Annotated in this window: 15 protein-coding genes; 7 read left to right on the top strand and 8 right to left on the bottom strand. The window is 70.8% G+C overall.

The features are described from left to right. Positions 1 to 145: 145 nt before the first annotated feature. Both ACZ3H8_RS22150 and ACZ3H8_RS22145 read left to right on the top strand, forming a co-directional pair. Positions 146 to 541: a hypothetical protein gene (locus ACZ3H8_RS22150; RefSeq protein ID WP_467404350.1), complete on the top strand. Its 396-nt coding sequence runs from the start codon at positions 146 to 148 to the stop codon at positions 539 to 541. Between the two features lie 272 nt (positions 542 to 813). Next, the gene (locus tag ACZ3H8_RS22145; protein ID WP_467404348.1) at positions 814 to 1,035 is read left to right on the top strand and encodes a hypothetical protein; all 222 of its coding nucleotides are present in this window, start codon (positions 814 to 816) and stop codon (positions 1,033 to 1,035) included. Between the two features lie 512 nt (positions 1,036 to 1,547). On the opposite strand, the gene ACZ3H8_RS22140 is transcribed toward ACZ3H8_RS22145, so the two are convergent. Next, positions 1,548 to 2,180, bottom strand: a complete 633-nt coding sequence (locus ACZ3H8_RS22140; protein ID WP_467404344.1) for a TetR/AcrR family transcriptional regulator — start codon at positions 2,178 to 2,180, stop codon at positions 1,548 to 1,550. 161 nt (positions 2,181 to 2,341) lie between these two features. On the opposite strand from ACZ3H8_RS22140, the gene ACZ3H8_RS22135 reads away from it, so the two are divergent. From ACZ3H8_RS22135 to ACZ3H8_RS22115, 5 genes are all read left to right on the top strand, one after another. Beyond that, complete coding sequence (locus ACZ3H8_RS22135; RefSeq protein WP_467404343.1) at positions 2,342 to 3,172, top strand: urea amidolyase associated protein UAAP1; 831 nt, start codon at positions 2,342 to 2,344, stop codon at positions 3,170 to 3,172. Continuing rightward, on the top strand, positions 3,169 to 3,762 hold the full coding sequence (locus ACZ3H8_RS22130) for an urea amidolyase associated protein UAAP2 (RefSeq protein WP_467404341.1): 594 nt from the start codon (positions 3,169 to 3,171) through the stop codon (positions 3,760 to 3,762). The genes ACZ3H8_RS22135 and ACZ3H8_RS22130 overlap by 4 nt, the downstream gene beginning before the upstream one ends. Next, complete coding sequence (locus tag ACZ3H8_RS22125) at positions 3,759 to 7,292, top strand: 5-oxoprolinase/urea amidolyase family protein (protein WP_467404338.1); 3,534 nt, start codon at positions 3,759 to 3,761, stop codon at positions 7,290 to 7,292. Before ACZ3H8_RS22130 ends, ACZ3H8_RS22125 begins: the two co-directional genes overlap by 4 nt. Positions 7,293 to 7,538: 246 nt before the next feature. Beyond that, a complete protein-coding gene (locus ACZ3H8_RS22120; RefSeq protein WP_467404336.1) occupies positions 7,539 to 9,182 on the top strand; it encodes an allophanate hydrolase in 1,644 nt (547 codons plus the stop codon). A gap of 241 nt (positions 9,183 to 9,423) precedes the next feature. Next, positions 9,424 to 9,819 (top strand): nuclear transport factor 2 family protein, encoded by a 396-nt coding sequence (locus ACZ3H8_RS22115; protein WP_467404333.1) that lies wholly within the window; start codon positions 9,424 to 9,426, stop codon positions 9,817 to 9,819. Between the two features lie 76 nt (positions 9,820 to 9,895). Here the strand turns inward: ACZ3H8_RS22115 and ACZ3H8_RS22110 are convergent, their stop codons facing one another. From ACZ3H8_RS22110 to ACZ3H8_RS22080, 7 genes are all read right to left on the bottom strand, one after another. After that, positions 9,896 to 12,727, bottom strand: a complete 2,832-nt coding sequence (locus ACZ3H8_RS22110; protein WP_467404786.1) for a DEAD/DEAH box helicase — start codon at positions 12,725 to 12,727, stop codon at positions 9,896 to 9,898. 84 nt (positions 12,728 to 12,811) lie between these two features. Then, positions 12,812 to 13,726: a diacylglycerol kinase gene (locus ACZ3H8_RS22105; RefSeq protein WP_467404331.1), complete on the bottom strand. Its 915-nt coding sequence runs from the start codon at positions 13,724 to 13,726 to the stop codon at positions 12,812 to 12,814. A 44-nt stretch (positions 13,727 to 13,770) separates the two neighbouring features. Next, positions 13,771 to 14,670 carry a twin-arginine translocase subunit TatC gene (tatC, locus tag ACZ3H8_RS22100; protein WP_467404784.1) on the bottom strand — a complete coding sequence of 300 codons (900 nt, stop codon included), beginning with the start codon at positions 14,668 to 14,670 and terminating at the stop codon, positions 13,771 to 13,773. A gap of 101 nt (positions 14,671 to 14,771) precedes the next feature. Then, complete coding sequence (tatA, locus tag ACZ3H8_RS22095) at positions 14,772 to 15,065, bottom strand: Sec-independent protein translocase subunit TatA (RefSeq protein ID WP_467404329.1); 294 nt, start codon at positions 15,063 to 15,065, stop codon at positions 14,772 to 14,774. A gap of 215 nt (positions 15,066 to 15,280) precedes the next feature. Then, positions 15,281 to 15,478 carry a hypothetical protein gene (locus ACZ3H8_RS22090; RefSeq protein WP_467404327.1) on the bottom strand — a complete coding sequence of 66 codons (198 nt, stop codon included), beginning with the start codon at positions 15,476 to 15,478 and terminating at the stop codon, positions 15,281 to 15,283. An 18-nt stretch (positions 15,479 to 15,496) separates the two neighbouring features. After that, on the bottom strand, positions 15,497 to 15,751 hold the full coding sequence (locus ACZ3H8_RS22085) for a hypothetical protein (RefSeq protein ID WP_467404325.1): 255 nt from the start codon (positions 15,749 to 15,751) through the stop codon (positions 15,497 to 15,499). Between the two features lie 15 nt (positions 15,752 to 15,766). Then, complete coding sequence (locus ACZ3H8_RS22080; protein ID WP_467404322.1) at positions 15,767 to 16,723, bottom strand: helix-turn-helix transcriptional regulator; 957 nt, start codon at positions 16,721 to 16,723, stop codon at positions 15,767 to 15,769. Position 16,724: the final 1 nt, after the last annotated feature.

Genomic DNA, 16,724 nt, shown 5'->3' with positions numbered 1-16,724 from the left:
CGAGCACCTCACCCGGACCCGCAGAAGGGCCGCCCGATGCCGAAGACCGAGACCGCGCCCGATCCGGCGCTGACGATGACCGACGCCGAGGTGCGCGCCGCGCCGGCTTCGCCGCGAAGGCCGAGGAGATCCGCGGCAGTGCGCAGTGGTTGAGAGCCACAAGGCCGAGCAGCTCGCCGCGCTGTACGACACGCACGTCAAGGAGATTGCCGGGGCGTACGAGCGGGTGACCGAGCGCCGGCAGTCTCGCCTGGCCTACCTGGAAAGCCTCGTGCCGTCCGGCACGGGCGTGCCCGAGGACGCCAACCCTGCCGACCGTGCCGTTCTGATCGCGGCGTTCCGCGGGGCGCTGGAGCAGACCAAGGGCGCGAGTCGGCAGGAGCGTGAGCAGCTGCTGGCTGAAGCCGTCCGGTACGGCGACGACGCCATGCAGCCGCCGTGCTCCAGCACGCGTCCAACAGCGGTGACGTGGCCCTCGTCAACAGCTGGGTGGCGCAGACGCATGGTGTGCGCGGCTACAGCGACGAAAAGCGGCAGTTGATGAACGCCCTGAACAGCGGCCCGCGCAAATCGGGTTGGGACTACAAGGACTTCCACACGCCGCAGCCTCCCGCCGAGCTCAGGAGCCTGTCCGCCTGACCCCTGCCCGTCCTTCGGGGCGGGCATTTCTTCAACCCACTGGTCGCCTCAGGCAATCGAAGCGGTTGCCCGGACTGTCCGGAGATGCACGCGCGCGTGAGCCCGCGGCCGTGATGGTCGGGGGCTCTGTGCTGTCCGGATGCGTCCTGATCCGTCCGGATGGACGCTGGTGGTATGGCTGAAGAGGCGCCCGTGGTCGTGCATCCCGTGTCGCCGGATGGTGGCAGGGTGGTGACGGTCCGCGGTGATCGGATCGGCGTGGCGTTTCACCTGCTCGACGTGGTGGAGTTCCTGCGCCGTGCAGGCCTGCCGGAGGCGGACACTGCGATCGACGACCCGGAGCTGATCGAGTGGCGGGGCGGCGGCCCGGATGTGTGGCCCGAGCCGCCGCCGTGACTCTGGTCAGTACTGTTCGTACGGCGCCTTCGTCGTCCAATTCGCAGTGTTGTTGTACTCGCAATAGCTCCGCGCGGTCCAGCCCGGTAGAGCATAGATCGAGTTCCCGTAGCAGGCGGTCAGCTCGGCGGGGCCGGTGGTCAGGACACATCCCGGGGCCCCGGCCCGGCGCGCGTAGCGTCGTCCTGTCCGCGCTGGACGAGCTTCTTGACGTGCGGCAGCTCGGGCAGACCCGTCCAACGGCCCCCAGTGAGACCGCTTCCCTCTGCTGGGCCCCACAAGGGCAACACGATGCGCCACCTGGCCAACGGCAGGGCACCGAGTGCGGCGCAGAAGGCTGCCGTCACCGCCGGAGCTGCGTGGCGGTGGCGGATGCCTCGGGGAGCACAGCGTTACGACGGCCGCGCGCACAAACGCCGTGTGCGGGCCGGACACGGTCAGCGTCGCAACGGGGCCTGGACACCGCCCAGTTTCGGGAGGGGGCGGGGTGCGGAAACCCAACCGCCCCCTCGTTACCGAACCGCGCCCACAATCCTCAGCGCCGCGTCCGCCGTCGCCCCCGCAAACGCCCCCACCGCCCTCTCCGGGTCCGATCTGTGGACCAGGATCACGCCCTCGATCAGCCCGAACACCAGGTCCGTACGGAGCACCCGCTCCCCCTTGTCCAGCGCACCCCCCGCCGCCGTCGCCCCCAGCAGCTCCCCGTATGCCGCCTTCAGGTCCGTCCGCACCCGGTGGAAGCTCGTGAAGCGTTCGCCCCGGACCTCCGGGAGCAGGTACAGCGCGCCCAGGTTGTGCGGGCCGCCGCACAGCAGTTCCACGTCCGCGCGGCACAGCTCCCACAGGCGTTCCTCCGCGGGGCGCGCGTCGTCCTCGAGCAGCCGGAGTGCGAGCGTCAGGGACGGGGCCACCGTCGACTCGAGGAGCTCAGCGAGCAGGTCCTCCTTGCCGCTGAAGTAGTGGTACATCGTCGCCTGCCGCATACCCGCGCGCTCCGCGACAGCCCGGGTCGTGGTCGCCGCGTAGCCGCTCGTGGTGAACAACTCCGCTGCGGCCAGGAGGAGTTCGTCCCGCGCGGACATCCCGCTGTCCGGCCGCTGCGTCGCGCGCGGCCGGCCGACCCGTCGTCCCGTGGTGGTGCTCATGCTGCCGATCGTCGCACACGCCCCGGACACCCCCTGCGCCGCGATCACGGTGAGCGTTCCGTAACCGTGCGGCAACGGACGGGCAATGGCACAGACTCCCTCTCCCCCTAATTTCTGTCACGCGACAGAAACGACCGCCGAGCCGGAGGAGGCACACCGCCATGGCGACCGCGACGAGGACGACATACGGGGCCCGCGAACATGCCCGCGCCCAGGACGGCGCGCGCGCCGAGGCCATGCCCGTGGTGCCTGCCACCGACTGGCCCGAGCCGCCCTGCGAGGCCGGGCAGCTGGTGTGGGCGGAGACCGTCGCCGGCGGCAACTACACGCACCGCGTCCTCGCCCGGGGCACTGAGCTGCGCCTCACCGACCTGGGCGGGGACGCCTGCGCCCATCTGCTCCTGTACGTCGACGGCCGCCCCTGGGAACGCCTCAACGCCGCCGACACGGTCAAGGTCCAGTGGAACGCCTACCTCCGCACCGGCGGGCTCCTGCTGTCCGACCAGGGGCGAGTACTCGCCACCCTGATCGCCGACACCGCCGGCCGCCACGACGCGCTGTGCGGTACCTCCACTCTCGTACGGAACACCCACCGGTACGGAGACGGAACCCCCCAGTCCGCGTCCCCCGCAGGCCGCGAGCTCCTCACACTCGCCGCGCTCAAGAACGGCCTGGAGCCGCGCGATCTGCCGCCCTCCCTCTCCTTCTTCCAGGGCGTGGAGGTACGCGACGACGGCACCCTCGACTTCACCGGCTCCGCGGGACCCGGCGCCTCCGTCACGCTCCGCGCCGAGCAGGATCTGACCGTGCTGATCGCAAACGTCCCGCACCCGCTGGACCCGCGCCCGGAGTACGTCAGCACCCCGCTGGAGGTGCTGGCCTGGCGCGCCGCCCCCACCACGCCCGGCGACCCGCTCTGGGAGGCCACTCCCGAGGGTCGCCGCGCCTACGCGAACACCGCTGATTTCCTTGCCGCAAGGGGCCAGTCATGACAGTCGTACCGGCACGCGCCGCCTGGTCCGCCGTCGTCCGCGCCGACGAGCGGCTGACCATCACCGATCTGCACGGCAACCAGGCCGTGGACTTCCTCGTCTACGACGCCCATGACACCGCCGTCCGCTACAGCGCCGCCGACACCGTCCACGCCCAGGGCAACATCTTCCTCACCACGGGCAGCGTGCTGATGTCGAACGAGCACACCCCGCTGATGACCGTCACCGAGGACACCTGCGGCCGCCACGACACGGTCGGCGGAGCCTGCTCAAAGGAGTCCAACACCCTTCGCTACGGCCACCACACCTGGTCGCAGCACGCGTGCGTCGACAACTTCCTCGCGGAGGGTGCGCGTTACGGCCTCGGCAAGCGCGATCTGGTCTCCAACATCAACTGGTACATGAACGTCCCGGTCGAGAAGGACGGCACCCTCGGCATCGTGGACGGGATATCCGCCCCGGGGCTGCGGGTGACCTTGCGCGCCGAGACGGACGTCCTGGTGCTCGTCTCCAACTGCCCGCAGATCAACAACCCTTGCAACGGCTTCGAGCCGACCGCCGTGGAGATGACGATTGGGACGCCGGCATGACCTTCGACACGCTGCTGGTCGCCAACCGCGGCGAGATCGCCGTACGCATCATCCGCACCGCCCGCCGCCTCGGGCTGCGTACGGTCGCGGTCTTCTCCGACCCCGACCGCTCCGCGCCCCATGTCCGGCTCGCCGACGAGGCGGTACGGCTCGGGCCTGCGCCCGCCAAGGAGTCGTACCTCGACGCCGATCTCGTGCTCAGAGCCGCGAAGGACACCGGCGCGGGCGCCATCCATCCCGGCTACGGCTTCCTCTCCGAGGACGCGGACTTCGCACGCCGCTGCGAGGACGCCGGGATCGTCTTCGTCGGGCCGACCGCCGAGCAGTTGGAGCTCTTCGGCGCGAAGCACACCGCACGGGCCGCAGCCGAGGCCGCCGGAGTCCCGCTTGCCCCCGGTAGCGGGCTGCTGACCGGGCTCGACGCCGCGCTGGTGGCCGCGGACCGGATCGGCTTTCCCGTCATGCTCAAGGCCACGGGCGGCGGCGGAGGCATCGGCATGCAAGCGGTGTACGACGCCGAGGGCCTGGCCGACGCGTGGGAGCGTGTGCAGCGCGTCGCCGCGGCCTCCTTCTCCTCGGCCGGGGTCTTCCTCGAGCGACTCGTCGAGCACGCCCGCCATGTCGAGGTGCAGGTCTTCGGCGACGGAGAGGGCCGGGTCGTCACCTTCGGCGACCGCGACTGCTCGCTCCAGCGCCGCAACCAGAAGGTGGTCGAGGAGGCCCCGGCGCCGGGCCTGACCGATTCCGTACGCTCGCAACTATCGGCATCCGCACGGGAGTTGTGCGCTTCGGTCGGCTACCGCTCGGCCGGCACGGTCGAGTTCGTGTACGACGCGGCCCGCGAGGAGGCGTACTTCCTGGAGGTCAACACCCGCCTCCAGGTGGAACACCCGGTGACCGAGGAGATCTACGGCGTCGACCTCGTCGAGTGGATGCTGCGCCTCGCGCAGGGCGAGACCTCGGTCGTACGAGAGCCCGGCGCTCCGCGCGGCCATGCCGTGGAGGCGCGCCTCTACGCCGAAGACCCCAGCCGCGACCACCGCCCGAGCGCCGGGCTGCTGACCCGGGTGGCCTTTCCCCCGGAGCCCCCGGGGCCCTCAGGTCCCTCGGACCCCTCAGGCGTTCGCGTCGACGCGTGGATCGAGACGGGGACGGAGGTCACGACGGCGTACGACCCGATGCTGGCCAAGGTGGTGGCGTACGGAACCGATCGCGCCGACGCCCTCGCCCGGCTGGACGCCGCGCTGGCGGCGACGCGCGTCGACGGCATCGAGACGAACCTGGGCCTGGTGCGGGCGGCGCTCGCGGACGCGTCCGTACGGGCCGCCGAACACACCACCGCGACCCTGGCGACCGTCGCCGACCCCACGCCACGTATCGAGGTCATGGCATCGGGCACCCTCACCACCGTCCAGGACTGGCCGGGCCGCACCGGCTACTGGCAGGTCGGCGTCCCACCGTCCGGACCGATGGACGACCTCTCCTTCCGTCTCGGGAACCGGGCGCTCGGCAACGACGAGGGCGCGCCCGGCCTGGAGTGCACGCTCCAGGGCCCGACGCTGCGCTTCAGCCACGCGACGACGGTCTGCGTGACGGGCGCGCCCGCGCCGGTGACAGTGGACGGCGAACCGGCCGCGCAGTGGGAGCCGTTCACCGTCCCCGCGGGCGCGTCGCTGGCGATCGGCGCGCCCGCCGACCGTGGCCTGCGCACCTATGTCCTCTTCGCGGGCGGCGGCCTGGACGTGCCCGACTTCCTGGGCAGTGCGGCCACGTTCACGCTGGGCCGCTTCGGGGGGCACGGCGGCCGTCAGCTGCGCACGGGCGACGTCCTCCACGGCGGCGCGGCCACGCCGCCGGGCGCGCCCGTCCCGCACTCCGACCGCCCTTCCTTCAACGATGTCTGGCACATCGCGGCGGCCGAAGGCCCGCACGCGGCGCCGGAGTTCTTCACCGCGGAGGACATCCACGACTTCTACGCCGCCAAGTGGAAAGTCCACTTCAACTCGGCGCGCACCGGGGTACGGCTGATCGGCCCGAAGCCGCGCTGGGCACGCACGGACGGCGGCGAGGCGGGCCTGCACCCCTCCAACATCCACGACACGCCGTACTCGGTCGGCGCCGTCGACTACACCGGCGACATGCCGGTCCTGCTGGGCCCGGACGGCCCGTCGCTCGGCGGCTTCGTCTGCCCGGCGACGATCCTCAAGGCCGAACGCTGGAAACTGGGACAGCTGCGCCCGGGAGACGCGGTCACCTTCCTGCCGGTGACGGCCGACGGCGCTCCGCGCCCGGACATCGTCGACGGCGGGATTCTGGGGCGGGGCGATTCGGTCACGTACCGCCGCAGCGGAGACGACAACGTACTGGTCGAGTACGGCGAGATGCAGCTCGACCTCGCTCTGCGGATGCGAGTCCACGCGCTGGCAGAGGCGGTGGCGGCGGAGGGCCTGCCGGGGGTGGTGGACCTGACCCCGGGCATCCGCTCGCTCCAGATCCACACCGACCCCGACATCCTCCCGCAGGGGACGCTGCTGTCCGTGCTGACCCGCATCGAGTCCAGGCTCCCGCCCACCGATGCCCTTGTCGTCTCTTCTCGCACGGTCCATCTCCCGCTGTCCTGGGACGATCCGGCGACCCGGGAGGCGATCACCCGCTATATGGCGGGGGTACGGGACGACGCGCCCTGGTGCCCGTGGAACATCGAGTTCATCCGCCGGGTCAACGGCCTCGACTCGGTCGACGACGTGTACCGCACGGTCTTCGACGCGGAGTACCTCGTACTGGGTCTGGGCGACGTCTACTTGGGCGCCCCGGTCGCCACTCCGCTGGATCCGCGCCACCGCCTGGTGACGACGAAGTACAACCCGGCGAGGACCTGGACCGCGGAGAACTCGGTCGGCATCGGCGGCGCGTATCTGTGCGTGTACGGCATGGAGGGGCCGGGCGGCTATCAGTTCGTGGGCCGGACGACCCAGGTGTGGTCGCGCTGGCAGGAACGACCCTGGCTGCTGCGCTTCTTCGACCGGATCAAGTGGTACCCGGTGGATGCGGAGGAACTCCTCGAGCTTCGGGCTGACATGGCGGCGGGCCGGTTCACTCCGCGTATCGAGGAGGGGACTTTCTCGCTGGCGGACTACCAGCGCTTCCTCGCCGACAACGCGCCGTCGATCGCCACCTTCCGCACCCGCCAGGCACGCGCCTTCGCCGAGGAACGCGACGCCTGGGAGGCCTCGGGCGAATTCGCCCGAGCGGCCACGTCCACCGCGCTCCCGGCCCCTGCCGCCGAACTGGACGTCCCACCGGGCGGCCAAGTGCTGGAGGCCGAATTCGCGGCATCGGTCTGGCAGTTGAACGCCGAACCGGGAGCGGAGGTCTCAGCGGGCCAGCCGCTGCTGACCCTGGAGGCCATGAAGATGGAATCCCGCATCCACGCCCCGTACGCGGCGTGTGTCACCCGCTTCCTGGTCGCGCCCGGCACCCAGGTGGAGGCAGGTACCCCGCTGGCCATCCTGACCCCGACGAACCCCTGACCGGGGCGGAGTCTTTCCCCCACCCGCCCTCCCCCAGAGCTTCGCCTGGGAGGTACCCCCATCCCTGAACCGGGGCTCCGCCCCGGACCCCGCGCCTCAATCGCCGGCGGGGCTGAAAGATTGAGCCCGTCCGGCGATTGAGGACTGGGGGTCTGGGGGCGAGCCCCCAGTTCAGGGAAGGGGCGGGGTGGGGGACAAATCCCCAGCCCGCACTCCAGCCGCCCGCACCCCAAGGAGCCACCCCCCATGCCCACCCCCGCCCTCACCCGCATCCGCGCCGCCTACGACCTCATCCACCGCACCCACCGCCCCGACATCTGGATCACCCTCCGCCCCCGCGCCGACGCCGAAGCCGACGCCCGCGACATCGATGACCGACTCGCCGCCGGCGCGCACCTCCCCCTCGCCGGGCGCACCCTCGCCGTCAAGGGCAACATCGACGTCGAGGGCCTCCCCACCACTGCCGGCTGCCCCTCCTACGCGTACGACCCGCCCACCGACGCCCCCGCCGTCGCCCGGCTCAAGGCCGCCGGCGCCGTCGTGCTCGGCAGCACGAACATGGACCAGTTCGCCACCGGCCTGGTCGGCACCCGCTCGCCCTATGGCGCGGTGCACAGCGCCACCGACCCCACCCGCGTGGCCGGCGGATCCAGTTCCGGATCCGCCGTCGCCGTCGCCCTCGGCATCGCCGACATCGCGCTCGGCACGGACACCGCAGGCTCCGGCCGCGTCCCCGCGGCGTTCAACGGCATCGTCGGGCTGAAGCCCACCCGCGGCCTCGTCCCCACCGACGGCGTGGTCCCGGCCTGCGCGAGCCTCGACTGCGTCAGCGTTTTCGCCCGTACGCTCCAGGACGCCGAGCTCGCCCTCGCCCTCATCTCCACAGGCCCGGCCCGCGAGCTAGCGCCCCGCGCACCCGGCCCCTGGCGGATCGCCGTGCCGCCGAGCGCCCAGCTGGGACCGATGGACCCCGGCTGGGAGGAGGCGTACGAGGCCGCGGCCGCGCGCCTCGCCGGCGCCGGGGCCCACCTGACGCTCCTGGATCTCACGCCCTTCACCGACGCCGCCACGATGCTCTATGAAGGCGCGTTCGTCGCCGAGCGCTACACCGCCGTGGGCGCATTCATCGACAAGGCGACAAATGACCTCGACCCCACCGTCGCCGCCATCATCCGCCGCGCCCGCGACATCCCCGCCCACCAGCTCTCCGCCGACCAGGCCCGCCTCGCCGCCCTCCGCGACCAGGCCATGGCCGCCCTCGCCGCCACAGACGCGGACGCGCTCCTGCTGCCCACCGCCCCCGGCCACCCCACCCTCGACGACGTCGCCGCCGACCCGATCGGCGCCAACGCCCGCCTCGGCCGGTTCACCAACTCCACGAACCTCTTCGACCTGGCCGCGGTCGCAGTCCCGGCAGGCGACGTGGACGGCCGCCCGTTCGGCGTCATGCTGGTCGGCCCGGCAGGCACGGACGACCGCCTCGCCCGGATCGCGGCACACCTCACCCCGCCCACCCGCCTCGCTGTCGTCGGCGCCCACCTCACCGGCCAGCCCCTCAACCCGCAACTCCTCGCCCTCGGCGCGACGTTCAAGGCCACGACCACCACCGCCCCCGCCTACCGGCTCGTCGCCCTGCGCACCGACCCGCCCAAGCCCGGCCTCGTCCACGTAGGCACGGACAACGGACAGTCAATCGAGGCCGAGATCTGGGAGCTGCCCCCGGAAGGCCTCGGCGCGCTCACCGCCGCCCTCCCCCGCCCCATGGCAATCGGCCGGGTAGAGCTCGCCGACGGCACCACCGCCCCCGGCTTCCTCTGCGAACCCGCCGCCCTCGACGAGGCCGAAGACATCACCGAGTACGGCGGCTGGCGGGCCTACAGGAACAGTTGACTCGACCCCAAGACGCCTGTCCCACTGGGCATATGCGCCCTCGGCTGCGGCTGGTCACCCGCGACCACGCGGACAGCTACTGCCTGTGGGGCGAGCCGCTCGCCGATCCCGATCGTGCGCGAGGAAGTCGCCAAGCGGGACGCGGTCACGTCCACCGCGTGACGCCTGCGTAGACAGCCCTCCACACCCGGCGGAGGATGGAGGAAAGGGGCATTTATAGGGACGAAAGGTGTGAATCACTATGGCTGAACACCCGGACTGCGCCCTTGTACGCCAGGGTTACGCAGCGTTCGTGTCGGGTGACATGGAGACACTCGGCTCCCTGATGACGAAGGACGTCGTCCACCACGTGCCGGGCAACAACCCGCTCTCCGGCCACCACAAGGGCCTCGATGCCGTTCTCCAGCTGTACCGCACGCTCGGCGAGGAGACCGACGGCACGATGCAGATCCAGCTGGAAGCGGTGCTGGCCGACGGGCGCGGGCACGCCATGTCACTTCACACAATGCGGGCCGACCGGGGCGACCACGGCATCGAGATCCGGGAGGGCCTCTTCTTCACCATCGTCGGCGGAAAGATCACCGACATCGACGAGTGCTCCGAGGACCTCGACGAAGAGGACAGGTTCTGGGGCTGACCGCCCAGAGCCGACCGGACGCTGATGGCCCGGTTCACCGCCTTGCGGTGAACCGGGCCGTCGTACTTATCGCCGCTCAGCCCACCGAGCTGTACGCCACTACACCCCGCAGCAGAGCGTCGACCGCCTTGCGGGCGTTCTTGGCGACTGTGCTGCCCTCACGTGGTGCCGCCGCCGCGATCTGTCCGAGCACATCGATCACTTGCTTGCACCAGCGCACGAAGTCTCCGGCGGGCATCTCGGCCTCGCGCAGCACCTCGTCCAGGCTCCGGTCGGATGCCCACTGGTACGCGGCCCAGGCGAAGCCGAGATCGGGCTCGCGCTGTCCGACGCCCTCCGCCTGGTTGATCTTGAACTCTTCCTCCAGGGCGTCCAGTCGGCCCCATATGTGGATCATCTCGCCGAGCGCGGCCTTCACCTTGCCCGCCGGGACCTTGGGCGCGACCGCGTCGTCCGCCTGGCGCGCCTCGTACACCAACGCCGAGACGCACGCGGCCAGTTCGGCCGGGCTCAGCCCCTCCCACACACCGTCGCGCAGGCACTCGCTGGCCAGCAGATCCAGCTCGCCGTAGAGCCGCGCGAGCCGCTTGCCGTGTTCGGTGACCTCGTCGCCGCGCAGATAGTCCAGCTCGGTCAGCAGCGCCACGATCCGGTCGAAGGTACGGGCGATGGTGTTCGTCCGGCCCTCGATGCGCCGCTCCAGCTGCCAGGTGTCGCGCTGCAGCCGGTGGTACCGCTCCGCCCATCGCGCATGGTCCTCGCGCTCGTCGCAGCCGTGGCAGGGATGCGCGCGCAGCTCGGTGCGCAGCCGCGCGATCTCGCGGTCGTCGGCGGCGGCCGCCCGCTGCTTGCGGTGCCGCTCGGGCACGATGTGCCCGGCCTTCGTCCGCAGCGCGGAGGCCAGATCGCGACGGGACTGCGGCGAGCGCGGGTTGAAGGACTTCGGGATCCGCATCCGCTCCAGCGCCTCGACCGGCACCGGGAAGTCCATCGACGCCAGCCGCTTGACCTGCCGTTCGGCGGTCAGCACGAGCGGCCGTGGTCCGTCGTGGTACTCGAAGCCGCCGCGGTGTCCGTTGGTCCGGCCCGCCGGGATGCCCGGGTCGATGACGAGCGCAAGGCCCGCGAACTTGCCGGTGGGAACGTGGATGACATCGCCGGGCTTCAGCTTCTCCAGCGAGGAGGCCGCGGCGGCCCGCCGCTGGGCCGCGCCCTGCTTGGCCAGTTCCGTCTCGCGGTCCTTGAGCTCGCGGCGCAGCCGCGCGTACTCCTCGAAGTCGCCCAAGTGGCAGGTCATGCCCTCGCGGTAGCCCACGAGTCCCTCTTCGTTCTTCTGCACCTGGCGGGAGATGCCGACGACCGACTTGTCCGCCTGGAACTGCGCGAACGACGTCTCGAGCAGCTCGCGGGAGCGGTGCCGCCCGAACTGGTGCACAAGGTTGACCGCCATGTTGTACGAGGGCTTGAAGCTGGAACGCAGGGGGTAGGTGCGGGTGCCCGCGAGTCCCGCGAGCGCGGCCGGGTCCATCGCCCGCTGCCACAGCACCACGGCGTGGCCCTCGACGTCGATGCCGCGCCGCCCTGCCCTGCCGGTGAGTTGGGTGTACTCGCCGGGGGTGATGTCGGCGTGCTGCTCGCCGTTCCACTTGACGAGCTTCTCCAACACCACGGAGCGAGCAGGCATGTTGATGCCGAGCGCCAGCGTCTCGGTGGCGAAGACGGCCTTCACCAGACCGCGTACGAAGAGCTCTTCGACGACTTCCTTGAACGTCGGCAGCATGCCGGCGTGGTGCGCAGCGATGCCGCGCTCAAGGCCTTCCAACCACTCGTAGTAGCCGAGGACATGCAGATCCTCGGTGGGGATGGCGGCGGTCCGCTCCTCCACGAGCTCGCGCACCTTGAGCCGCGCGTCGTCGGCGTTCAGCCGCAGTCCCGCGTACATGCACTGCTGCACGGCGGCCTCGCAGCCCGCCCGGCTGAAGATGAAGGTGATCGCGGGCAGCAGCCCTTCGGAGTCGAGCCGCTCGATGACCTCGGGCCGCCCGGGCGTCCAGATCCGGCTGCGCTGGCGCCGCTCCCGCTCACGGTCCGCCTCGCGCACCATCTTGCCGCGGCGGCGGTCACGGGGGTTGTACGTGCGCTGGTTCTCCATCCGCGCCAGGCGTACGAGATCGGGGTTGACCTCGCGCCGGGCCGAGCCGCGGCCGCCGTGGTCGGTCTCCTCCTCGAAGAGGTCGTACATCCGGCGGCCGGCCAAGACGTGCTGCCACAGCGGGACGGGCCGCTCCTCGGAGACGATCACCTCGGTGTCCCCGCGGACGGTGTCCAGCCAGTCGCCGAACTCCTCCGCGTTGGAAACAGTCGCCGACAGTGACACCAGCGTCACCGACTCGGGGAGGTGGATGATCACTTCCTCCCACACGGCGCCGCGGAAGCGGTCGGAGAGGTAGTGCACCTCGTCCATCACCACATAGCCGAGGCCGAGCAGCGACTGCGAGCCCGCATAGAGCATGTTGCGCAGCACCTCGGTGGTCATCACGACCACGGGTGCTTCGGAGTTGACGCTGTTGTCGCCGGTGAGCAGGCCGACCTTGTCCGCGCCGTAGCGCCTGACGAAGTCGGTGTACTTCTGGTTGGACAGGGCCTTGATGGGCGTGGTGTAGAAGCACTTGCGGCCCTGCTGAAGGGCCAGGTGGACGGCGAATTCGCCGACGATGGTCTTGCCCGAGCCGGTGGGCGCGGCGACGAGCACGCCCTTGCCCGCCTCCAGGGCCTGACAGGCCTCGATCTGGAAGGGGTCCAGGTCGAATTCGTACATCGCACGGAAGGGGGCCAGCGCAGTGGCCTCCTCAACAGCGCGGATGCGGGCGGCGGCATAGCGCTCAGCGGGAGAGAGGTCCTCGGTCATCTTGCTCACGAGCCTACCCGTCACCTCTGACAGTGAGCCCGATCTTTAATTGACCGGGGCAATCACCGGGCAATCACCGTGCGATCACTGGTCGATCGCTGGGGCACGTGCCGGAGCGAGCACCCGCACGGCGCCCGGAACGCACTCCGCGGTCAGCGGCAGCGCTCCCATCGGTTCGCCGTCGGCATACCCGGTGACTCCCTCCGCCTGGAGCGTGATCGTGCGGACGCGGCGGGTTGTCACCTTGGGGTGGCTGAGGTGCGTCCCCTTGTAAACCTGCGGAAAGACCTTGAGCAGGGTCGTACGCGTACAGTCCCCGACCACGGTCACGTCGAACAGCCCGTCGTCCATGCGCGCACCTGAGCAGATCCGCATGCCGCCGCCGTAGGAGGATCCGTTGCCAACGGCGACGAGGGTGGCCTCGATCTCGCGCACCTCCCCGTCGTCGAGGGTGATGCGGTACGGGACGGTCTTGAAGGCCGCCAGCTCGGCGACCATCGCGAGGTCGTACTTGAAGCGCCCGCTGGGCCACCGCATGCGGTTCCCGCGGTCGTTGACCCGCGAGTCGAACCCGGAGGCGAGGATGGTCCCGAACCACTTCTGCCCCACGCGCCCGAGGTCCACCTCCCGGATCTGCTCGCCCTTGAGCGCCTCGGCCACGATCCGCCCGGCGGCGGCAGGCTCCCGCACGGGCAGCCCGAGCGCACGGGCGAAGTCATTGCCGGTCCCCACGGCGACGACACCGAGCGGCGTCCGGGTCCCGGCGACGGCTTGCAGGGCGAGCGACATCATCCCGTCCCCACCGACGGCTATGAGAGCCCCGGTCCCGCCGCCGACGGCTTCGCGCGCCCGCCGCAGGGCATCGTCGGCGTCCTCGCCGAGGACGGTACGCACGGAAAACCCGGCCTCGCGCAGCACACGAGCGGCCGGCTGCGCGGCATGAGCGCCCCGGCCGCGTCCCGCGGTGGGATTGACGAAAAGGGTGATCTCGCTGGTCACTGGGGGTCCCCCTGGACGGAGTCTGGGGGCAGGACCATACAAGATCAGGTGATGTCGTCGTAACCGTTGAGCCGGTGGGAACGTCCCTCGGCCTCACCGCTCGCCTGCTCCGGCAGCGCCCTGGAGGCTGATACGGCCTCGATCTCGCCGACAGCCTCGGGAGCGAGGTCGAGGTCGGATGCCTCGTCGTCGTCGAGTTCAGCGTCGGGGTCGTTGCGGCGTCGCCGCCGGTCGTTGAGCAGCGAGACGCCCACGGCGATGAAGTACAGCACGATGATCGGTCCCGCCAGCGCGATCATGCCCAGGGGGTCGGTGGACGGGGTGGCGATCGCCCCGAAGACGAAGATGCCCATGACGACACCGCGCCACCAGCCGGCCATCCGGCGCCCGGTCACGACGCCGGCCACGTTCAGCATGATCAGCAGCAGCGGCAGCTCGAAGGAGAACCCGAAGATCAGCACCATGCGGACGGCGAAGTCCAGGATCTTGTCGACCTCGAGGAAGTTCGCGGCGGTGTCCGGGGTGATGCTCAGCAGCACACTCATGCTCACCGGCATGATCACGAACGCGAGATAGGCACCCGCGGCGAAGAGCGGAACGGCCGCGGCGGCGAAGAAGTAGGTGTACTTCTTCTCGTTCTTGTGCAGGCCCGGGGCCACGAAGGCCCACAGCTGGTACAGCCAGACCGGGCAGGCCGCGATGATGCCCGCCATCATGACGACCTTCACCGTGGTGGTGAAGGGCGACAACAGGTCGGTGTACACGATCGTGGCGCACTTGCCGCCGGTCTGAAGCTGTCCCTGTTCACAGGCGTGGACCGGCGAGGCCAGGATCCGCATCAGGTCCTGGCTGTAGAACGCGGCCACGATGGACGCGATCGTGACCGCCAGCATCGCCTTGGCAAGCCGGTTGCGCAGCTCACGCAGATGGTCCGCGAGTGGCATGCGCCCTTCGGGGTCCTTCTCCTGCTTCTGTTTCGAGCGGGCAGGCTTGAGCAACCCACGTCCTCATCTCGTGCGGCAGGCCGTGATCGGCGGCCTTGGGGTCAGCGCTGGGGGGTGGTGTCGGTGGGCTCGTTCACGGGGCGAGCGCTCGTCACGTCGCCGGGCGACGCCTGGATCGTACGAGGGGCGGCCTGACTCTGGGCCGGGTCCTGCGGCGGGTCGGCCGGAGTGGCGGCCGGCTGGCCCTCGGACTTCATCGCCTTCGCTTCGCTCTTCAGGATCCGGGCGGACTTACCCAGCGAACGGGCCATCTCGGGAAGCTTCTTGGCCCCGAAAAGCAAGACGACGACGAGAAGGATGAGACTGATCTCGAGGGGACCGATCTGTCGGAACATAGCTGGTGTCTACCTTCTCACCGAGGCGGCATGGGGCTGAGCTGCTGATCGCGGTGGACTGGTGTCCGAACCGCAACCGGCTGCGATCGTAACTCTCACGGGTAAACGCAGGGCAATCCCCTTGCATACTCCCGTCGCGGCCGGCGCCTCATTGCCTGTTGCCGCCACTTATCAGCCTACCGCCCGAGTCGCCCACGCATCAGGGTGCACCCGCCCTACCGCAAGGCCTCGCCCGTACGCGCCAGATCCGTCGCCGCCCTCTCCAGATCCTCCGCCGCACGGTTGATCCGCTCCGCCGTGCGGGCCACCTCACGGCCCAGGCGCTGGGCCTCGATGAAGACCCGGATACCGAGGACGCCGAGCACGGCGATCCCGACGAAGCCGAGGGCGATGGCGAGCATGGGCCAGAGCATGGGCAGAGCCTAGACGTCTCAGAGGGAGGAGTGGAGGCGCAGCGTCCGCACGCCGCCGCCGGTGAGGAGTTCGACGATGCGCTCCCCCGCCGGTTTGCGGACCGCGGACCCGCACTCCGGGCAGGTGAAGGAGTAGAACGTGGTCCGCGCGCTCGCGCCGATCGCCAGTCGCAGGGCCCCCGCCGAGAGCTCGAAGCGGGCGCGGCAGTCGGGACAGGCGGCCTTGAAGAGGACCGGTCCCACATGGGCCGCGAATCCTGACATCACAGACATATGGCGCGAGTCTCCCTATTCCTGACCGTCGTAGGCCGTGAGCGCCTCGCGCGCCGCCAGCCGGGCGCTGTCCGCCAGGTCCTGCGGCGAGACGATCCGCCCGTCCTGCCCCAGCCGCAGCGCCAGCCGGCGCAGCGAGGCAGGCTCAGGTGTACGCAAAGTGATCCGCAGACCGCCGTCCGGCAGCTCGTCCGCGCTGTCGTGCGGGTAGTACTCCGCGACCCAGCGTCCCCCGGGGCCGACCTCGACCACGACCTCGGGGTCGTCCGCGGACGGCTGCACAAGCCCCTCCGACAGATCGCGCAGCTCCAGCTCGGGCGGGGCCGCGGGCGCGTCCAGCAGCCTGATCTCCGCCACCCGGTCGAGGCGGAAGGTCCTGCGCGCCTCGGAGAGACGGCACCAGGCCTCCATATACGTATGTCCCACGGCGAAGAGCCGGATCGGGTCGACCTCGCGCTCGGTGAGCTCGTCGCGCGCGGGCGAGTAGTACTTCAGCCACAGGCGCCGTCGCTCCGAGATCGCCCGGTCGACGTCGGCGAAGACGCCGCCCTCGGACTCGAAGGTCACCGACAGCCGGGAGCTGGCGCCCGCCGTCTCGCCCGCCGCGGCCTCCAGCTTGGCGGTGGCCCGCAGCAGCGCTTCCCGGTCGCTCTCACGCAGCCCCGGCAGCGTGGCCACGGCCCGCGCGGCGACCAGCAGCGCGGTCGCCTCGTCGGCAGCGAGCCGCAGCGGCTCGGCGACATCGTCGGGGTTGTGCCACCAGATGCGCTCACCGTCGGTGTCGATGTCCAGCAGATCGCCGCCGCGGAAGCTCGTCCCGCACATCGGCAGTACGTCGAGGTCGGAGATCAGCTCGTCCTCGGTGATCCCGAAGGCGCGGGCGACGTCGCCGACGCGCGCGCCGGGGCGCTCCCGCAGATAGGTCACCAGCGAGAGCATCCGCCGGGTCTGGTCAATGGCATTGGCGGCCATG

The sequence above is a fragment of the Streptomyces sp. NPDC002868 genome (assembly GCF_055563295.1).
The sequence above is the reverse complement of the archived record's forward strand: the minus strand, read 5'-3'. Positions and strand labels throughout refer to the sequence as shown.

Bases quoted from the DNA above. Each gene is read 5' to 3' on its own strand.
- tatC (WP_467404784.1), bottom strand. From the start codon at position 14,670: ATGCCACTCGCGGACCATCTGCGTGAGCTGCGCAACCGGCTTGCCAAG.
- tatA (WP_467404329.1), bottom strand. From the start codon at position 15,065: ATGTTCCGACAGATCGGTCCCCTCGAGATCAGTCTCATCCTTCTCGTC.
- ACZ3H8_RS22130 (WP_467404341.1), top strand. From the start codon at position 3,169: ATGACAGTCGTACCGGCACGCGCCGCCTGGTCCGCCGTCGTCCGCGCC.
- ACZ3H8_RS22090 (WP_467404327.1), bottom strand. From the start codon at position 15,478: ATGCTCTGGCCCATGCTCGCCATCGCCCTCGGCTTCGTCGGGATCGCC.
- ACZ3H8_RS22080 (WP_467404322.1), bottom strand. From the start codon at position 16,723: ATGGCCGCCAATGCCATTGACCAGACCCGGCGGATGCTCTCGCTGGTG.
- ACZ3H8_RS22110 (WP_467404786.1), bottom strand. From the start codon at position 12,727: ATGACCGAGGACCTCTCTCCCGCTGAGCGCTATGCCGCCGCCCGCATC.
- ACZ3H8_RS22135 (WP_467404343.1), top strand. From the start codon at position 2,342: ATGGCGACCGCGACGAGGACGACATACGGGGCCCGCGAACATGCCCGC.
- ACZ3H8_RS22140 (WP_467404344.1), bottom strand. From the start codon at position 2,180: ATGAGCACCACCACGGGACGACGGGTCGGCCGGCCGCGCGCGACGCAG.
- ACZ3H8_RS22115 (WP_467404333.1), top strand. From the start codon at position 9,424: ATGGCTGAACACCCGGACTGCGCCCTTGTACGCCAGGGTTACGCAGCG.
- ACZ3H8_RS22145 (WP_467404348.1), top strand. From the start codon at position 814: ATGGCTGAAGAGGCGCCCGTGGTCGTGCATCCCGTGTCGCCGGATGGT.
- ACZ3H8_RS22125 (WP_467404338.1), top strand. From the start codon at position 3,759: ATGACCTTCGACACGCTGCTGGTCGCCAACCGCGGCGAGATCGCCGTA.
- ACZ3H8_RS22120 (WP_467404336.1), top strand. From the start codon at position 7,539: ATGCCCACCCCCGCCCTCACCCGCATCCGCGCCGCCTACGACCTCATC.
- ACZ3H8_RS22085 (WP_467404325.1), bottom strand. From the start codon at position 15,751: ATGTCTGTGATGTCAGGATTCGCGGCCCATGTGGGACCGGTCCTCTTC.